The following is an 18373-nucleotide window of genomic DNA, read 5'->3' as shown; positions in this document are numbered from 1 at the left end:
GGCCAGAGCGCAGACGGTCATTGTCGCGGGTGTCGGCCCGGCGGCCATCGATGAGCTCAATGTCAAGGTTGCGGCAGTCGACCGGGCCAATCACACCATAATCGTGCAGCAGCGAGGCCACCGTTGGCTTGTCGAGGTGCCGGAGGTTTTCGGTGATCTCTCCAGGGTCAAGGTTGGAGACAACCTCGAAATCAGGCGGATCGACGGGGCAATCGCGGCCGTCACCAGGGGCAAGAAGGGACTCAAGCCCGGCATCCGGTATTCCGAAGGCAAGTCGGATGCGGTTTTCCAGAACCTCCCATCCCGGTTTGTGACCCGCACCGCGACCGTGACGGCAAAGTTCAACGGCTTCGACGCTGCCAAGAAAATTGCCACGATCGACGGTCCGGATGGACGGCGTTCGCTGCCGGTCGCGGATCCCGTCCTCGCCGCCGATCTCCAGAAGCTGAAGCGCGGCGACATGATCGAGCTCGTCTTTACCGAGGCGTTCCAGGTGACTCTCAAGTGATCGGGTGCGGGCTGGCGTTTCGCGCCTGACACGGATACCGTCGCGATAGCGTCAAGGGTCGGGTGCGGAAGCCATGTCGTCGCCCAACATTCATCCTGCTGCTTCGCACCATTTGCCGTCTTTCATCACGGCACCGGGAGAGACCGACTATCTCATGGTCGCAATGGCGGTGGTCCTCGTCGTTGCGGTCCTGACGGTTGGCATCATCTTCTTTCGTCTGCACACGTTGCCCGAGCGGATGGCGCACAAGTCCAATAAGCTCCAGTTCGAAATTGTCGCGGTCCTCGGGCTTCTGGCGCTGTTCACCCATATCCACCTGTTCTGGGTGGCCGGGCTTCTGCTGGCGTTGATCGAGTTGCCCGACTTCTCCGGCCTCTTCGGCCGCATGGCTCACGCTCTCGAGCGAATTGCAGGCTCGGCGCCCCGCCGCAGCGGCGGGGCAACAACCGAGCCACCAGACCCGCCCGATACCCGGAAGACGCCGGTCGTTCACGAGCCGGGGCACCATGCCCGGCAGAAGGAGCCGAGCCATGCTTGAGCTCATGTTCTGCTCGCTTTTGACGATCCTGCCCGACTATCTTTTTCGCCGTTACTGGCAGGGCAGGCGCATTGGCAAGGAGATCACGCTCTACTCAGTCTGGTTCGAATTGCGCTGGGGCATCACGGCCTGCGCGATGTTGACAGTCGGGCTGATCACGGTGGTCTTCTACTTTCACCCCTCGACCACGAACGCGACCCTGTTCTTCAGGGCAGTGCCGATCATGCCGGAGAACAGAGGAAAGGTCGCAGAGGTCTTTGTCGGGCTCAGCGGCAGGGTCGAAAAAGGAACCCCCATCTTCCGCCTGGACAGCCGTGAGCAGGAAGCGGCAGCCGAGACCGCCCGCCGCAAGATTGCCGAGGCCGACGCTGCCCTGGTTGTCGCCCGATCCGAGCTCGCCTCGAGTGAATCCAAGATCCAGGAGGCGAGGAGCGACCTCCAGCAGGCGCAGGACGAGTTGCGGACCAAGCAGGAATTGGTGCGACGAAACGCGAATGTCGTCGCGCAGCGTGAGATCGAGAAGCTGGAGGTCAGCGTTGCCGGGAGAGAAGCCGCTTTGAACTCGGCGACCGCAGCACACGATACTGCCCAGATACGGATCTCGACGCTGCTGCCGGCGCAGAGGGAAAGTGCTCAGGCGGCCCTGGCTTTGGCCCAGATCGACATCGAGAACACGGTGATCCGAGCCGGGTTCACCGGCCGTGTCGAACAATTTGCGCTTCGTGCTGGCGACCTCGTCAATCCGAACATGCGCGCGGGCGGCGTATTGATCCCCGAGGGGGCCGGACGATCGTCGTTGCAGGCCGGCTTCTCCCAGATCGAGGCGCAGGTCATGAAGGTCGGGATGGTTGCCGAGGCCGTCTGCATCTCGAAGCCTTGGGTCGTCATTCCGATGGTGGTGACCGCGCTGCAGGATTTTATCGCAGCCGGGCAGTTTCGCGGTGGCGAGCAGTTGATTGACGCACAACAGGTCGCCAGGCCTGGCACGATCCTGACATTTCTCGAGCCGCTCTATCCCGATGGGCTCGAGGGGGTGACGCCAGGAAGCAGCTGTATCGTCAACGCCTATTCTAGCAATCATGATCGCATCGAGGCGAAGGACACCAGCTCCGTCAAAAAGGTCCTCCTTCATGCGGTCGATGCGGTCGGGCTTGTTCATGCGATGATCCTGAGGATCCAGGCACTGGTTCTGCCCATTCAGACATTGGTTTTCACCGGACACTGATCCGGTCCGTGCGATCCTTGGTCCTCGCGCTTAATACCGTCGACACTGTGGTAGCCGTGCGGGAGGATCAGGCAAAATTCCGATAAGGTAGGGGGTGGTTTTGACCAAATCCGAGGAGTCCTCGGGGCCTGCCGCCCTCGACTACGGGGCTCCTACGATAGCCTTCGACGGCATCGGGGGCCTCCTGCACGGAAACGGCCTGTACAGCATCGTTTTGATTTCCGGCCGACCCACCGTGATGCGCAACCAGTCCGTCCCGATCGTCCCGATCGTTTCATGCCAGATTCAGAGTAACCGTGAAGGACTCCTGCAACCCAAGAAGGCAATCGACGACTTGCTCTTGGCCACTACAGAGCCTCACGGTCAGGCGCAGTGACATGGTACACTCCTGCTGATGAAAATAACGGAACACGACATCCGCGACGGGGAAAGCAGCCGTGATTACGTGCGGCGCATTCCGCTTTGGCGACTGGCAGCGCTGCTGGTGATTGGCGTTGGAGCATTCGTTGGGATCGCAACCTTCTTTGCAATGTCGTTCGTGACTTTCAGGCAGTTCTGGATGTCGCTCCCGTTCTGGGCCAACATCTTCATCTTCCTTAGCTTCTTCATTATTGTTCTTGCGGTAGTATCTGTGATCATGCTTCGCGACAGTCGGCGACGCTGAGGGCACTCATTGAAAGACATGACGCCGCCGAAGGTCGCCTAGGCACTGCTTCTGGTTGGCAACCATTCGCCCATGCAGAACGTTGCTTGCCATTTGCTGCGTTTGGTGGCGGAAAGGTCCGCGTTCGGGTCGGTACATCCCCGGCATGGGTGACTCAAGGGGCCCCGGTTGGGCCTCACACGCTCCGAGTTCGAATACCAAGTCTCATAATAACCAAAGCTGACATCCACTTCGCGAAGGCCCCGAAACTGATCAAATAGCCGAACCAGCCCTCAGATCTGTGACCCCGATGGACTGGGCATGGCATCGCCCTAGTAACACCCTCCCGAGGCTTGCGCCCCACAACGTGTACGGAAAACGCTCGCGTAGACAGACGGAAAGCTGCTCCCTTCGCCCTTTCCGGTCAATGCGTGTCATGCCGTTGGTCGCCAGTGACCACCCAGGCGCGGAGGGTGGCGGACGACCGGGCGCCTGCGGGCCTGCAACAACCGTCTCCTCGGCAGCACCGCACAGGGAGGCACGGACGTATTGGCCCTAGGGACAGGTTCTCGCTGCCATGAAGCTGCTATAACTCCAATCGTGCGATGAGCTGCGCAGCGATTGATCCGGACCTGTTCGCACGAGTGATGACTTACTGGATTCGGCCGGTGGTCAACGAAATAACTCCATTGTATGACGACGATTTCTGACGACCTGCGTTAGGTATCGTGAATACTTTCGATAGCATTTCGTCGCTTGCTGTATTGTGGGGGTGAGAGCAGATGCCAACGCTCAACAAGACCGCGCACGAGCTACTGCAATCCAAGCGTTCGGAGGTCTCCGCCGTCATCAGCGTGGCACCGAACGACACAGTTCTCAGCGCCCTTACGCTGATGCGGGACAAGAATGTCGGGGCTGTCGTCGTACTCGACCGTGGTGAGCTCAAGGGCATCCTCACCGAGCGCGACTACGCTCGGGATGTCGAACTGGAGGGCAAAACAGCGGGCGCCTGTCTTGTCCACGAGATCATGACCGACCGTTCGATCGTTTTTGCGAGGCCTGGCGATTCCGTCGAGCGATGCCACGCCTTGTTGAAGACGCACCGCATTCGTCATCTGCTCGTCTGCGAGGAGCGCAAGGTCATCGGCGTCCTCTCGGTCCGCGACATTCTCGAGGAGATCATCGCGGAGGAAAAAAACGTCATTCGCGAGCTCGAGACGGACAGGCTCATGATGACGACGGATACCGGATCATACTGAGTTCGACGTTTCCGGCGTCCGGGTACTGCGCCGTGCAGGGGAAATAACAAGAGAAGTGCTGGAGTAAAGCGCATGGATTTCCTGATTACCCTTGCTGCTCTCGTCCTGCTGATGTTCGTCGCCTATCGTGGCTTCAGCGTTATCCTCTTCGCGCCGATCGCCGCGATGCTGGCGGTACTGGTGACGGATCCCGCGGCAGTGCCGCCCGTGTTCACCGGCATCTTCATGGAGAAGATGGTCGGCTTCGTGAAACTGTATTTCCCCGTCTTCCTGCTCGGCGCGGTCTTTGGCAAGCTCATCGAATTATCGGGTTTCTCCAAGTCGATCGTCTCGGCGGTCATCGGCGTCGTCGGGCGCGAGCGGGCGATGCTCTCGATCGTGCTGGTCGGCGCGGTTCTGACCTACGGCGGCGTTTCGCTCTTTGTGGTCGTCTTCGCGGTATATCCGTTCGCGGCCGAGATGTTCCGGCAAAGCGACATCCCCAAGCGCCTCATCCCCGGCACGATCGCCCTGGGTGCCTTCACCTTCACCATGGACGCGTTGCCCGGAACGCCGCAGATCCAGAACATCATCCCCACCACTTTCTTCAAGACGGATACGTGGGCCGCTCCAATTCTTGGAACGATAGGTGCGATCTTCATTCTCACGGTGGGCATGGCCTACCTGCAGTGGCGCCGGCGGGTGGCCGCGGCGGCTGGAGAGGGCTATGGCGAGGGCCATACGAACGAGCCCGAACCAATGGCTGAGGAGAAACTGGTCCACCCCGCCATCGGCCTGGCGCCGCTGGTTGTGGTCGGGGTGGCCAACAAGATCCTGACGGGCCTGATCGTCAAATACTACGGCGCCACTCACGAGGTGACGCTGGCGGGAATGGTGAAGCCTCTGATCACGCAGGTGTCGTCGGTCGCCGCGATCTGGGCCGTCCAGGGCGCGCTCCTGCTTGGCATCCTGACCGTGCTGGCCTTCGCCTTCCGAGCGGTCATGCAGCGCTTCGCCGACGGCACCAAGGCCGCGGTGGCGGGATCGCTGCTGGCCTCCATGAACACGGCGTCGGAGTACGGCTTCGGCGGCGTCATCGCAGCGTTGCCAGGGTTCGTCGTCATCGCCGACGCCCTCAAAGCGATCCCGAACCCGCTGGCCAACACGGCGATCAGCGTGTCGGTGCTCGCAGGTATCACCGGCTCGGCCTCCGGAGGCATGAGCATCGCGCTAGCGGCCATGTCGGACCAGTTTATTGCTGCCGCCAATGCCGCCAATATCCCGCTTGAAGTTCTGCATCGCGTTGCCGCGATGGCGAGCGGCGGCATGGACACGCTTCCACATAATGGTGCGGTTATCACCCTACTTTCCGTGACCGGCCTGACTCATCAGCAGTCTTACCGCGATATCTTCGCGATCACCTTAATCAAGACGCTCGCTGTGTTCGTCGTCATTGCCGTCTATTACACGACCGGACTGGTTTGATCGCTTCATCTCACAGATCCGTCGCGAGGTTCGTCGCGAACGGGCAGGGTTCCAGTACACAAACGGCGTTTAGGCGCCATCGGAGGCAAGATGTCACTTCAAGGAAAGGCGGCCGTCGTTACCGGATCCACGAGTGGAATCGGGCTTGCTCTGGCGCGCGCTTTCGCCAAGGAGGGCGCCGACATACTCATCAACGGCTTCGGAGACGCCGCCACCATCGAGAAGGAGCGCGCGGGCATCGAGACCGACTTCAAAGTGGTCTGCCGGTACTCGCCGGCGGACATGTCGAAGGGCGCGGAAGTGACCGGCATGGTGCGGATGGCCGAGCAGGAGTTCGGCCGGGTCGATATTCTTGTCAACAACGCCGGCATCCAACATGTGGCGCCGATCGAGGAGTTTCCCGACGACAAGTGGGAAGCGATCATCCGAATCAACCTACTCGCCGCTTTTTACGCGACCAAGGCGGTCGTTCCCGGCATGAAATCACGTGGTTGGGGACGTATTATCAACACAGCGTCCGCCCATGCGCTGGTCGCGTCACCCTTCAAATCCGCCTATGTCGCCGCGAAGCATGGCATTGCCGGCCTCACCAAGACAGTCGCTCTTGAGGTGGCGAAAGATCACGTCACGGTCAATGCGATCTGTCCCGGCTATGTCTGGACGCCGCTGGTCGAGAAGCAAATCCCGGACACGATGAAGGCTCGCGGTCTCACCAAGGAGCAAGTCATTGCGGATGTGCTGCTGGAGGCGCAGCCAACGAAGGAGTTCGTCACTGTGGAGCAAATTGCGGCGCTGGCGCTCTTTCTGAGTTCTGACGCCGCATCGTCGATCACTGGGACCATGTTGTCGATCGACGGCGGGTGGACCGCCCATTAGAGGCGCCCAAGAACGTCCGTGGTGATGAGGGGCAGGCTGACCCTTGAGCCTTTGTCATCGCAAACGAGCACGATACTGTGGCGCAGAACGATCGAAGTGTTCATTGTTGAATAGGGGAGAAACTCCATGAATGGCGAGACACCCTACGAAGTGCCGGCCCAAATGCGTGAACTCGCTGAACGTAACGTCGAGCAGGCTCGCAAGGCCTTCGACGGCTTCATCGGCGCTGCGCGGAAAGCGGTCGAGGCCGCCCCTGGTTCTGCCGGGTTTGCGCTTTTCGACATGCAGGATATCGGCCGCAAGGCCATCGCCTATGCAGACAACAATGTCTCTGCCGGGCTCGATCTGGCCCAGAAGCTGGTCAAGGCGAAAGACCTGGTGGAAGTCATGCAGCTCCAGTCCGATTTCCTCAAGTCTCAGATGGCCGCGTTTCAGACCCAACTCAAAGAATTGGGCGCGGCTGCGCAGGATGCGGCAGCGAAGGCTGCCGAGACGGCCAACACACTCACAAAGCCGAAGTGATCGCTTCTCATAGATCGTCGTCGTCTTCGATGCGAATGAGGAGTGCGCCCCTTGAGGCAGACAGTTTGAAGCGTGGCAATTGACCGGAGATCCGGGCTTTCGAAGGATGGAAGCCATGGCCCCGGCACCGCACCCACAGCACCTGATTTCAAGCACCATGTGGCGCAGGACTACCTGGCTAGCGAGACGCTCCATAGCCTCGCCCGCCGACACGACCTGTCGCGGAACCTGATCCGCAGCTGGGTTTAGAGCCTTGGGCTGGCGCCTTCGACGACGAGGCGTGGCTGACGATGCGATTGACGCTTATCGTCTCGCTGGCAAGCGACCTTGACGGGGGGTGGGCGCTCCGCGTGCTGGTGGGGCTCGTGCTGGCTATCCCGTGGGGCTGTTGATCTTGGGGTGTCACTCACGCTTATCTCCGCAGTGGGCGGGCGACGGGGCGGCGAGCATTGCGTGGTCTCTAACTGCATAGGCCGCTTCAAAGGCGGCGCAATACTCGTCACGCAGGAGGCCCAACAGCCCCGTCACGGCCGCATCTCGCTCGGCGACCAACGCCGGGATGGCTGGCTCGGCGGCGAGGTAGGCGCGAATGGCGACTTCGGCCTGCCCTCGGTAGTGGTCGCGCACTGAGTGCCAATGCTCCTCGTAGCTCTCTGGTGAAGGCGCCTCGCAGGAAGAGTACACATTCTCACACATTGCCCGCGCGGCTATCTCCACCGCTCCGCTGTCGAGGTTCATTGCGGGGCTCCTTGATGCTGGGGGGCCGGCGCGAGACGCGTGCTTTCGGTGCGGCTTCGAGGTTGCTCGCAGTCAGCTTCTGAGCCTCCCCTGAGGGCGTGGGCGGAAAGCCAATGAGGAATGCCCAAATTAGCTCCTGCCCTATTCGAGTGTCTGGCACGGAGTCCGGCCATGCGCCTCGCTCTTCAGCGAGCGGCTTCTGAGCGCCGTTCAACTCAGCAGCTCGCGCTTCGGCAGGCCGATTGTTCTCTGCGCCAACGATCAACGTCAATGTCTGCAACCATGACCGTGGCTATTTGCGCGGAGCTGGGCACTGGGCACCGCTTTATCCAGGCGCAGGCGGTCCCCTCAAAGCCCCGGGTCGGGTGCGGAGATCATGGCGCTCTGGACCTGCTCCGAGCCGATGGCGTGCCACCTTCACCATCGGGCTGGGCAGTCAGCGAATGGGTGGATACGGCCGCTTTTCCAGATCCCATTGACCCGTTGCGGTGGATATTGTGGACGACGGGGGTGGAGTTCCGGATGGGGCGAGCCCAAGCTGGTCGAGGCACGCTTGGGCGTAATCGGTGGTCCAGACGGGAGGCGGATTGCCCCAAAGGTCAATTGCCTTGCCGCGACGCCTCAATACAGGCTTGCAGCACGTCGGCACCAGCCTAAAGTGCTTGTTCCGCCGATATGAACGCATAAAACCGAAGAGGCGAGGGCGATGATGTCAAAGCCTGGCCAACCCGAGAAGCCTGCGACCACCGGGGCTTTTGGTCCGTTTGGCGCTGCGATGGAGTACATGGTCGACGCCGCGCAGCGCAGCCTCCTGTTCATGGATGTGATGCGCCAGAGCGGAAACCAGTATCGCGAGCATCTCGCCGAGACCGCTCCGCATGTGCTCGACTATGAGGCGGAGGTCGTTCTCGACGGCCGCAACCTCGATCATCCCGTCAATTACATTCTCGTGCGGATTATCCCGCCCGAGGGCGTTTCGGTCGATCCTATGCGCCGCCCCTTCGTGGTGGTCGATCCGCGGGCCGGGCACGGGCCGGGTATCGGCGGGTTCAAGGCCGACAGCGAGATCGGCGTCGCCTTCAAGGCCGGGCATCCCTGCTATTTCGTCGGATTCCTGCCCGAGCCCATGCCGGGCCAGACCATCGAGGACATCGCCCGCGCCGAGGGGATTTTCCTCGAGCGGGTCATCGCATTGCACCCGCAGGCCGACGGCAAGCCCTGCGTGATCGGCAACTGCCAGGCGGGCTGGGCGCTCATGATGCTTGCATCACTGCGGCCGGAGCTGTTCGGCCCCATCATCATCGCCGGTTCGCCGCTCTCCTATTGGGCGGGCGTGCGCGGACAGAACCCGATGCGCTACAGCGGCGGTCTGTTGGGCGGGAGCTGGCTGACCGCGCTCACCTCCGACCTTGGCGCCGGCAAGTTCGACGGCGCCTGGCTCGTTCAGAACTTCGAGAACCAGAACCCGGCCAATACGCTCTGGAGCAAGCGCTACAATCTCTATTCCAAGATCGACACGGAGGCGCCGCGCTATCTCGGCTTCGAGCGCTGGTGGGGCGGGCATGTCAATCTGAACGCCGCCGAAATCCAGGCGATCGTCGACGACCTTTTCGTCGGCAACAAGCTGGCGGCCGGCGAGATCCGGACCTCCGACGGAGTGGCAATCGATCTGCGCAATATCCGTTCGCCGATCGTGGTGTTCTGTTCCAAGGGCGACAACATCACGCCGCCGCAGCAGGCGCTCGGATGGATCCTGGATCTCTACGAGGACATCGACGAAATCCGCGCCTACGGCCAGACCATCGTCTACACGATCCATGAATCCGTCGGGCATCTCGGGATTTTTGTTTCCGCCGGCGTCGCCCGCAAGGAGCACGACGAGTTCTCCAGCAATATCGACATGATCGATGTGCTGCCGCCAGGGCTGTACGAGGCGGTGCTGGAAGCCAAGGAGGCGGACACGGTCAGCCCTGATCTCGTCGCGGGGCAGTGGGTGATGCGTTGTGAGGCGCGGACGCTCGACGACATTCGTGCGCTCGGCGGCAATGATGCGGAGGATGAGCGCCGCTTCGCCACTGCCGCACGAGTATCGGAGATCAACCTCGCCCTCTATCGCGCATTCGCGCAGCCGATGGTCCGCAGCATGACCTCGGCACCCGTCGCCGACGCCATGCGAAAGCTGCATCCTCTGCGGCTGCAATACGAACTCTTCTCCGATGCGAATCCTTTGATGGCGCCGGTCAAGGCTATGGCCGAACGGGCGAGCGAGGATCGGCGGCCGGTTGCCGCAGGCAATCCGTTTCTCGCGATGCAGCAAGCGGTGTCCGAGCAGATCGTCGCAGGCCTCGACGCCTGGCGGGAAACGACTGAATCTTGGAGCGAGCGCATATTCCTGTCGGTCTACGGCTCACCCGCCTTGCAGGCCGCCGTGGGCATCGATCCGACCGATGCGCGACCTCTGCGGAAGGCGCAATCAAGCCCGCTCCATCGCGAACTCCTGCAGTCCCGCATCGCCGAACTGAAATCGCGCATCCCCAGAGGCGGCTTGCGCGAGTGCCTGGTCCGCGGCCTGCTCCATGTCGGTATGGCGCGCGGCCGTGCCGACGAACGCGGCCTTGCGGCCATTCGCGGCCTGCGGGCCGAAGTCGAGGATGACAAGCCGAAACCGAGCCTGGCCGAGTTCAAGGCGCTCGTGCGCGAGCAATACTACATGCTGCTGATCGACGAGGAGGCGACGCTCAGCGCCATTCCCGATCTGCTGCCGCCCGATCACGAAGCGCGCCAGAAGGCGCTTGCGGCACTCCGGCGCGTGTTGAGCGCGGCTGGCGACATGACAGGCGAGGCAGCGCAGAGGCTCGAGCGTATCGTCGGGCTGTTCGGCGGCGGAACCGCTGGAAAGGCCGATCCTGGCAATGGAGTCCTGAGGTTCGCGAAACCTAAGACCTGAGAAGGGCACTCGATGATACCTGTCGTCAAAGCAAAGCTGCTCGAGGGCAAGAAGGGACTGATCATTGGCATCGCCAATGATCAGTCGATCGCCTGGGGTTGTGCCAGGGCGTTTCGTGCGCTGGGAGCGGAACTCGCCGTCACCTATCTCAACGAAAAGGCCAAGAAATTTGTCGAGCCGCTGGCACAAGAGATCGAAGCCCCGATCGTGATGCCGCTCGACGCGCGCACGCCGGGCGAGATGGAAGCCGTGTTCGAGCGCATCGCCAAGGATTGGGGCGAACTCGATTTCGTCGTCCATTCCATCGCGTTTGCTCCCAAGGAGGCGCTGCATGGCCGCGTGGTGGATGTCGGGCGCGAGGGCTTTCTCGCCACCATGGACATTTCCTGCTGGTCCTTTCTTCAAATGGCCCATCTGGCCGAGCCCCTGATGAAGAAGGGCGGCACGCTCTTCACGATGACCTTCTACGGCAGCCAGATGGTCGTCGAGAATTACAACATCATGGGGGTGGCCAAGGCAGCGCTGGAAAGCGCGGTGCGCTATGTCGCCGCCGAACTGGGTCCCAAAGGCATTCGCGTGCATGCCATTTCGCCGGGCCCCCTGGCGACGCGCGCTGCCTCGGGCATCCCGGAATTCGACGCACTGCTCGAGAAGGCCAGGACCAAAGCCCCGGCCCGTAACCTCGTCAGCATCGACGACGTTGGCATGGCCACCGCCTTCCTGGCGCATGATGCAGCGCGCCTCATCACCGGACAGACGCTCTATATCGACGGCGGTTACCACATTATCGATTAGGTCAAGGGGTTGGTAAAAGCAAAAAAGACTCAAGAAAGACAATGTTACTGACGTTTTTTGATTTCAAGAACGTTTATCAAGAACGATTTACAATTTGATCTTGAAATTGAATGTGTTAGTTTCATCGAAATCGGAACATTCGACAATGAAAACTGTCTCATGCGCGGATGCGGTCAATTTGATCCCGGATGGCGCAACCCTCATGATCGGCGGATTCATGGGCGTCGGGACGCCCGAGCGCCTGATCGACGAGCTGGTGCGCCAGGGTAAGCGAAATCTCATCGTGATCGCCAACGACAACGCGGTTCCCGGACGGGGGATCGGCAAGCTCGTCGACGCCGGCCTCGTCAGCCGCACCATCGCCAGCCATATCGGCCTCAATCCGGAGACGCAGCGGCAGATGATTGCGGGTACTATGGCGGTCGATCTCGTGCCGCAGGGCACGCTCATCGAGCGCATCCGCGCCGGCGGCAGCGGGCTCGGTGGCGTACTCACTCCGACAGGCGTCGGGACCCTCGTCGAGGAAGGCAAGCAGCGGATCGACCTCAACGGCAAGAGCTACCTCGTCGAGACTGCCCTCCGGGCGGATTTCGCGCTCATCAATGCCTTTCTCGCCGACTATCTCGGCAATCTTTCCTACGCGCTCACGGCGCGAAACTTCAATCCGGTGATGGCGATGGCAGCCGATACCACCATCGTCACGGCCGAGAATATCGTGCCGGTAGGACTGATATCGCCCGACCACGTCGTGACGCCCGCGCCGCTGGTCGACTATCTCGTCACCAACGCCTGACGGATCAGGACGATGGATGCACAATCGATCATCGCCAAGCGCATCGCAGGCGAGTTGCGAGCAGGGATGCTGGTCAATCTCGGCATTGGCATCCCCACCATGGTGGCGAACTTCGTGCCGACGGGCATCACGGTGTTCTTTCAGTCGGAGAATGGCCTGATCGGAACCGGCCCGATCCCCGAGGAGGGGATGGCGCATCCCACGCTGACGGATGCCGGCGGACGCCCGGTGACCGCATTGCCTGGCGCCAGTACGTTCGACAGCGCGATGTCATTCGCCTTCATTCGCGGCGGCCATGTCGACATGACGGTGCTCGGTGCGCTGCAGGTCGATGCGCATGGCTTGCTGGCGAATTGGATGATCCCCGGCAAAATGGTGCCGGGGATGGGTGGTGCGATGGACCTCGTCACCGGTGCAAAGCGCGTGATCGTGGCGATGCAGCATACCGCCAAGGGCAAGCCCAAGATCGTCAACCGATGCACGCTGCCCCTGACCTCGGTGAGGCCGGTGGACCTTGTCGTCAGTGAAATGGCAGTCATCGGATTTCCCGACGGACAGGCGACCCTGCTTGAACTCGGCCCTGGCGTGTCGGTGGAGCAAGTCATTGCGGCGACCGAGGCGAAGCTCGCCATTCCGGACAATGTCGAGGAGATGCGGCTGTAGCCGTGCCGACGGCAGGCGGTATGCGAACAGCGAGAGGGGGGAGGTGCAGCGTATCCTTGGGATGCAGGCTCCTTATGCGGCCTGCTTCGCGATGTCCATTGCGCATCGAGTTGACACCAGAACAACACGGGGGATCTGCGGCATGTCACAGGCGAGCTTGGCTAAGTCGGATGCAGCATCCAGCGGTCCAAACCAAAAGGACGGGTTGCTGGTTCGGATCGCGATCTCGTTCACGACCTGGGCGGAGCGCTGGTTCCCCGATGCCTTCGTTTTTGTAGCGATCGCGGTTGTGATTGTCTCTCTGGCGGCGATGCTGAATGGTGCCTCGCCGCTTGCCGTCAGCCGGGCTTTTGGCGACGGATTTTGGAGCCTGATCACATTCACGATGCAGATGGCATTCGTCGCCATCGGCGGTTATGTCGTCGCGGTCTCCGCTCCGGCTCAACGGCTCATCCGCCGCCTCGCGGCCATACCCAGTTCCGGCTCGGGCGCCGTCGGTGTTGTCGCGGCGGTAAGCATGCTTGCATCGCTACTCAACTGGGGCCTGAGCCTGATCTTCGGCGGCCTTCTCGTGCGCGCACTCGCGGAACGCCGCGAGCTGAAAATGGATTATCGCGCCGCTGCTGCGGCGGCCTATCTCGGTCTGGGTGCAACCTGGGCAATGGGCCTTTCCTCGTCAGCAGCGCAACTTCAGGCCAATGCGGGAAGTCTGCCCAAATCCCTGTTGCCGATAACGGGCGTGATCCCGTTCTCCGAAACCATCTTCCTGTGGCAGTCGGTGGTCGTCTCTGTCGTCCTGCTGTCGGTCTCGGTGGTGATCGCCGTTTGGTCGGCCCCCGGGCCAGACAAAGCCGTCACGGCGGAAGCGATGAACATCAATGTCGAACGGGACGTCACGGACGACCTGCCGCCACCACGGCAGCCGGGAGAATGGCTGGAACATTCGCCATTGCTGACGATCCTGATCGTTCTGCTGGCGGCTGGCTGGCTGGCTCATGAATTCGCGACCAAAGACACGATGATCGCGATTTCGAGCCTCAATACCTATAATTTCCTCTTCATCATGCTCGGCATGCTGCTGCATTGGCGGCCGAAGCGCTTCCTCAATGCGGTCGTCAAATCCGTGCCGGCGACGTCTGGGGTACTCATCCAGTTTCCGTTCTACGGCTCGATTGCAGCGATCCTCACGATGGCGAAGAACGATGCCGGGCTGACCGTTTCCGACCAGATCGCCCATGCCTTTGTCGCCATGTCGACCCAGCACCTCTATCCACTGGTGATCGGTGTCTATTCCGCGGTGCTTGGCTTTTTCATCCCGTCCGGTGGCGGCAAGTGGCTGCTCGAAGCCCCCTATGTCATGCAGGCCGCCAACGACCTCAAGGTGCATCTGGGCTGGGCGGTCCAAGTCTACAACGCCGCGGAGGCGCTGCCGAACCTTATCAATCCCTTCTGGATGCTGCCCTTGCTCGGCGTACTCGGCCTCAAGGCGCGCGACATTGTCGGCTTCACATTCCTGCAGTTGCTCGTCCATCTGCCGCTGGTGCTGTTCTTGCTCTGGGCCCTGGCCTACACCCTAGAATATCACCCGCCGGTGATCCCATGAGAAGGGAAGCCCCCCAGCCGGAGCCTCAAATAGCCGCTGGGCAAATCGGCGTTTGCTTGATTCACTTGATCACGCAATTACGATCTGGATTTTTGCGCCGCTTCGCCTGGCCGACGACGGAATTCGTGCTTGCATAACCCAGAAAGCCCCGTCGGCGGCTCCGCCTCCGATCGACGGTTAAATAACCGTTCGGATCGTAGGCCTTCGGCGTGGGCCGCCTTGCGGCTTCGACGCGGGCCGCGCATGAGACGCCATTCACCGTTGAACCACTCGCTGACTGTGCTCCTTTGGGAGACTAGGGAGGGTTTCATGCTTCGCTACGCCGTCGCTGTCGCGTCGATCTCACTCGCCAGTTGCCAGGCCGTGAGCACCGCTCCTCCCAGGATGCAGCGCGTCGATGGCCGGGCAATCATTGGAAATGCGACGCTGGAGGCGCTGGTGAACAAGGATGCAGCCGCCTGCATTCGTAAAGCCAACAAGGCGCCCCTGCCGGCCAACACGATACGGGCCAATGGTGCGGTGGGGGGCGACGCAGCCGACCAGATTACCGCCCGCCGGAGCGAGRCCGTTAAGTCGATCTATCTCGGCTGCATGGCCGAGCGCGGCTACGTCACTCCGCCGGCCTAGTGGGCGCAGGCCATCTGGCACGCACGGGATGATGCATGGCCAGACGAAGTCGGAGCAGACCACGGTCTACATGCATCGCTGATCCGCGATCCAATGGCCATCAATCGATCGCCCTGATGATCCGCTTCGCTGCCGCTGGCGCCGGCCACACTCTGCCGCTTGGTGGATATTGCCGCAGTACACGGCGTGAACCGAGCGATGATGGTTCGTGGATTTGAGGCGGGGGACAGATACGGCGGCACGATTGCCTGTCGGTGCGCGGCGTAGCAACGTTGTACGCTGCGCCTTCACTGCCATCCGAAAGCCCAAGGATGTCCCTCGACCGATCATCGCCGGATCGCCGCGCCCTTACCCGGCCTTTCGAGCCGTGATGGCCACGTGAAGATGAAAATCTCGCTTCAACGCGGCGATTTTCCTCTTTTCGTCGATGCCCGAAAGGAACTGATCCGCTTCGGCAAGATCGATCCGGACCAGCTCGAATTTCCGTCCAGCGAGTCTCGCGTCGACTGAAATCCGGACGGCCTAGTCGGTGTCATCGCCATAGATACGAATGTAGCGCCCATCGACCTCGACGCCGACAAAGGGCTCGTCAAAGGCGAGGCACAGGCGCTGGGCAAGAGCGACGATCGCGTCGCCGCTATCTGTCCGGATCCTGCCGATAAGCATCGATCTGCGCCGGTGCTCATGAATGCCTTCGGCTGTCTGCACAGTGGCAGACGGGAACGTTCGGGCGATCATTTCACAGAGCAGGTCGATGTCTGCTTCTCCCAGGGTGCGGCACTTGGTGTTCGGCACATAGACGAGGTACACAGCCTGGCCGATGGCAGCCTCGAGCTCGTTCCGTGCTGACGCACCATCATCCAGATCGCCGAGCCCTTCGGCTCTGATTGTCTGCTCCACTGCTTTTGCGGTGTCGTCGAAGATGCGTTCGATCTCAGCGTTCGAACCGCGTCCGGCATCCACGAGATTGCGGCAGGCGTTCAGGTATCCAAGCCTGCGATCGTTCGACCAGCCGGCCGGCGGCGAGACGGCGATGGCGCGCAGGTTCGAGATGATGTCCGCGAACTTGACCAGCCTTGCCTCGCGCGATTTCTTGCCAATGCCTTCGAGCCGAGCGCGGCGCCGCTCCGACTTGGGCAAGGTCATGTCATCGGAATTCTCTTGGACGATATGTGCGGCACGGTCCCCGAACGCTGCAGCCAACTCGTCATGGCCAGTCTGGGTGTCCTCCAGCACATCATGGAGCACCGCCGCGATAAGAACGTCCATATCGCTGCTTTCGACCGACGCGACGAGATCGACCACTTCGATCAGGTGGTTGATATAGGGCTCCTGGCTCGCCCCCTTGCGACGATGGTTCCGATGGGCCTCGGCGGCAAAGGCCAGTGCTTTCGTCAGCCGCCGCACCTCACGCGCCTCGCGGAGATAGAGCTTTACCGATGGCGTGGAGATTAGGTCGCGCATGGCAAACTGCGGCCCCCACCTGGTGAAAAAAACGGAACTGCCGTGAGAGGCTCGCAGCGCCTCTTCACTATCAACCCGAACTCATGTCCTCAAGCATCGCCCCGCAACATCTGGCCCGGCAGGAAAAGGGGCGCGAATGTCGGCGCTCTTTCCCGGAAGGATTCGGATCACCACATTGGCGCGCGGAAATCCGGCTATTGGAGGCGGTAATTTCACGAACGGTCGTCGTCCTGACGAAGGGCTAGTGCTCGCACGCGGACCGGTGCGCTCAGCCCAGTGGCTTCGGGGCGGCCGGAATTGAGCCAGGATGCAGGACCGAGATGAGTAACTCATTCGCTCCGGACCATATGATCTGCATGCCGAGGGTGAAGAGGATGAATGCGGTTAAACGTACGGCAATGTCGGTTCCACCTGGACCGAGAAACCTTTGCATTCGATGCGCGTATGAGAAGCAGATTCCTATTGCGAAGGCGATCACCGCGACAGCGGCAAGACTGGCAAATATGAACAACAGCTCGTCGGCCGGTCGCTGAGCGCCCCGCGAGAGGCCGAGACTGATCATCACCGCGATCGTGCCCGGGCCAGTGGTGAGGGGCAGCGTCAACGGATAGAACGCCAGGCTGAGCGGATCTCCTAGATGCGCAGAGTTGGGTGTGGCCTCGATTTCCGTGCGGCTTCCTTTGTTGAGAAGCTTCCAACCGGATACCGCGACGATGAAACCGCCCGCGACGCGCAAGACCGGTACGGATATACCATAAAACTGCAGGATTAAGGCTCCAAGCAGAAAGGAACCCACTAGGACGAGCAGGGAGTTGAATGCGACCCGCCGCGCCAGTGCGCGCCGAACGTTGGGTGTCAGTCCACTCGTAAGCCCGATAAAGACAAGCGCCGTCCCCGGAGGATTCACCACAGGGAAGATCGCGGCAAGCACTAGCAGAAAGGAGTTGATGAATGTCTGCATAGGCGCGCCTCTACCGGAATTCCTATTTATGACAATACTGCCACACTCAGACTGGTCCTGTTCCAGCCTGCTGGATCCCGCTGCTGGTCGGGGTCGGCATCTCGTTTTGCGCCGCTGCGCGTTGCTTTCGGCTGCTTCGCCTCCAGGCGGCAAAGCTCGGATGCGCCACTCCCGGGCGCCCAGCAGGTCGCGTACGGTGCGTCCCGATCCGGGTTCGATTCTCGAGGCGATAAGCGCTCAATCCGCAAGTCGTCCAGCGCCATTCTTCCCATATGTCCTGGCGGTCTCGTGTGCGCCGACGCCCCACCAATTCGGCAGGTACTTTGCCACCTATCGCGGCGTCCGGATGGTGCGATAAGAAGGGACCCTTCGACAGCACGTCTTTTGCCGCACTGGGCATTTTGAAACTCGTCCCTGGTTGAGCGAGGTCGAAGCTCAAATCAATTTCGATTTGACCCAGCCACCGCAGGCAGCACGGCGCTACCAGCGCCAGCGACTCCTAACGCGACATGATTCCGATCAGGATCGGCCCCCAGGCCGTGAGCAGGATATTGCCGATGGCATAGGGCACTGTGTAACCCAGCGCCGGAATGCTGCTCTGGGCCTCGTCCTGGATGGCCCTGAGCGCCGCCGTGATGGTGCCGGCCCCGGCGCAGGCGCCGAGCACGATGAGCGGGTCCATCTTAAGGACGTAGCGCCCGAACAGAATGCCGATGGTATGCGGCAGCAGCGCGGAGACGAGGCCGA

The 18373-nt window shown here is 61.4% G+C and carries 19 protein-coding genes; 15 read left to right on the top strand and 4 right to left on the bottom strand.

Annotated features, from left to right (window positions below; all coding sequences use genetic code 11):
- The 8 genes from AC1DW9_RS34340 to AC1DW9_RS34305 all read left to right on the top strand — a co-directional run.
- A partial coding sequence (locus AC1DW9_RS34340; protein WP_476855331.1) for a hypothetical protein occupies positions 1–508 on the top strand: 508 nt, incomplete at its 5' end.
- Positions 509–581: 73 nt separating this feature from the next.
- On the top strand, positions 582–1046 hold the full coding sequence (locus AC1DW9_RS34335) for a hypothetical protein (RefSeq protein ID WP_441508825.1): 465 nt from the start codon (positions 582–584) through the stop codon (positions 1044–1046).
- Positions 1039–2271 (top strand): HlyD family secretion protein, encoded by a 1233-nt coding sequence (locus AC1DW9_RS34330; protein ID WP_441508826.1) that lies wholly within the window; start codon positions 1039–1041, stop codon positions 2269–2271. Before AC1DW9_RS34335 ends, AC1DW9_RS34330 begins: the two co-directional genes overlap by 8 nt.
- Positions 2272–2665: 394 nt before the next feature.
- Complete coding sequence (locus AC1DW9_RS34325; protein WP_441508827.1) at positions 2666–2935, top strand: hypothetical protein; 270 nt, start codon at positions 2666–2668, stop codon at positions 2933–2935.
- Positions 2936–3696: 761 nt separating this feature from the next.
- Positions 3697–4173, top strand: coding sequence for a CBS domain-containing protein (locus AC1DW9_RS34320; RefSeq protein ID WP_441508828.1), 477 nt, complete (start codon positions 3697–3699; stop codon positions 4171–4173).
- A 72-nt stretch (positions 4174–4245) separates the two neighbouring features.
- Entirely contained in the window at positions 4246–5637 is a 1392-nt protein-coding gene (locus AC1DW9_RS34315) for a GntP family permease (protein WP_476777362.1), read from the top strand.
- Positions 5638–5727: 90 nt separating this feature from the next.
- Positions 5728–6513, top strand: coding sequence for a 3-hydroxybutyrate dehydrogenase (locus AC1DW9_RS34310; protein WP_441508830.1), 786 nt, complete (start codon positions 5728–5730; stop codon positions 6511–6513).
- Between the two features lie 126 nt (positions 6514–6639).
- On the top strand, positions 6640–7035 hold the full coding sequence (locus AC1DW9_RS34305; protein WP_476777361.1) for a phasin: 396 nt from the start codon (positions 6640–6642) through the stop codon (positions 7033–7035).
- Between the two features lie 402 nt (positions 7036–7437).
- On the opposite strand, the gene AC1DW9_RS34300 is transcribed toward AC1DW9_RS34305, so the two are convergent.
- Entirely contained in the window at positions 7438–7773 is a 336-nt protein-coding gene (locus tag AC1DW9_RS34300; protein ID WP_441508832.1) for a hypothetical protein, read from the bottom strand.
- A gap of 706 nt (positions 7774–8479) precedes the next feature.
- Here AC1DW9_RS34300 and AC1DW9_RS34295 point away from each other — a divergent pair.
- The 7 genes from AC1DW9_RS34295 (at position 8480) to AC1DW9_RS34265 (ending at position 15711) form a co-directional block, all read left to right on the top strand.
- Positions 8480–10720: a DUF3141 domain-containing protein gene (locus tag AC1DW9_RS34295; RefSeq protein ID WP_441508833.1), complete on the top strand. Its 2241-nt coding sequence runs from the start codon at positions 8480–8482 to the stop codon at positions 10718–10720.
- Positions 10721–10732: 12 nt separating this feature from the next.
- Positions 10733–11515 (top strand): enoyl-ACP reductase FabI, encoded by a 783-nt coding sequence (gene fabI / locus AC1DW9_RS34290; RefSeq protein ID WP_441508834.1) that lies wholly within the window; start codon positions 10733–10735, stop codon positions 11513–11515.
- Between the two features lie 145 nt (positions 11516–11660).
- Entirely contained in the window at positions 11661–12308 is a 648-nt protein-coding gene (locus tag AC1DW9_RS34285; protein WP_441508835.1) for a CoA transferase subunit A, read from the top strand.
- 12 nt (positions 12309–12320) lie between these two features.
- Positions 12321–12971, top strand: a complete 651-nt coding sequence (locus AC1DW9_RS34280; RefSeq protein ID WP_441508836.1) for a 3-oxoacid CoA-transferase subunit B — start codon at positions 12321–12323, stop codon at positions 12969–12971.
- Between the two features lie 142 nt (positions 12972–13113).
- The gene (locus AC1DW9_RS34275) at positions 13114–14574 is read left to right on the top strand and encodes a short-chain fatty acid transporter (RefSeq protein ID WP_441508842.1); all 1461 of its coding nucleotides are present in this window, start codon (positions 13114–13116) and stop codon (positions 14572–14574) included.
- Positions 14575–14883: 309 nt separating this feature from the next.
- A complete protein-coding gene (locus AC1DW9_RS34270; RefSeq protein WP_476855330.1) occupies positions 14884–15201 on the top strand; it encodes a hypothetical protein in 318 nt (105 codons plus the stop codon).
- 378 nt (positions 15202–15579) lie between these two features.
- Entirely contained in the window at positions 15580–15711 is a 132-nt protein-coding gene (locus AC1DW9_RS34265; RefSeq protein WP_441508838.1) for a hypothetical protein, read from the top strand.
- 12 nt (positions 15712–15723) lie between these two features.
- On the opposite strand, the gene AC1DW9_RS34260 is transcribed toward AC1DW9_RS34265, so the two are convergent.
- The 3 genes from AC1DW9_RS34260 to AC1DW9_RS34250 all read right to left on the bottom strand — a co-directional run.
- Positions 15724–16608, bottom strand: a complete 885-nt coding sequence (locus AC1DW9_RS34260; protein WP_441508839.1) for an HD domain-containing protein — start codon at positions 16606–16608, stop codon at positions 15724–15726.
- A gap of 325 nt (positions 16609–16933) precedes the next feature.
- Complete coding sequence (locus tag AC1DW9_RS34255) at positions 16934–17626, bottom strand: MarC family protein (RefSeq protein WP_476777359.1); 693 nt, start codon at positions 17624–17626, stop codon at positions 16934–16936.
- Between the two features lie 499 nt (positions 17627–18125).
- Positions 18126–18373: aspartate-alanine antiporter-like transporter (locus tag AC1DW9_RS34250; RefSeq protein WP_476776604.1), on the bottom strand; the 248-nt coding region annotated here is incomplete at its 5' end.

The organism is Allobosea sp. P4_E12 (genome assembly GCF_056401655.1).
Note: the sequence above shows the minus strand (reverse complement) of the source record. Positions and strands in the feature narration are given on the sequence as shown.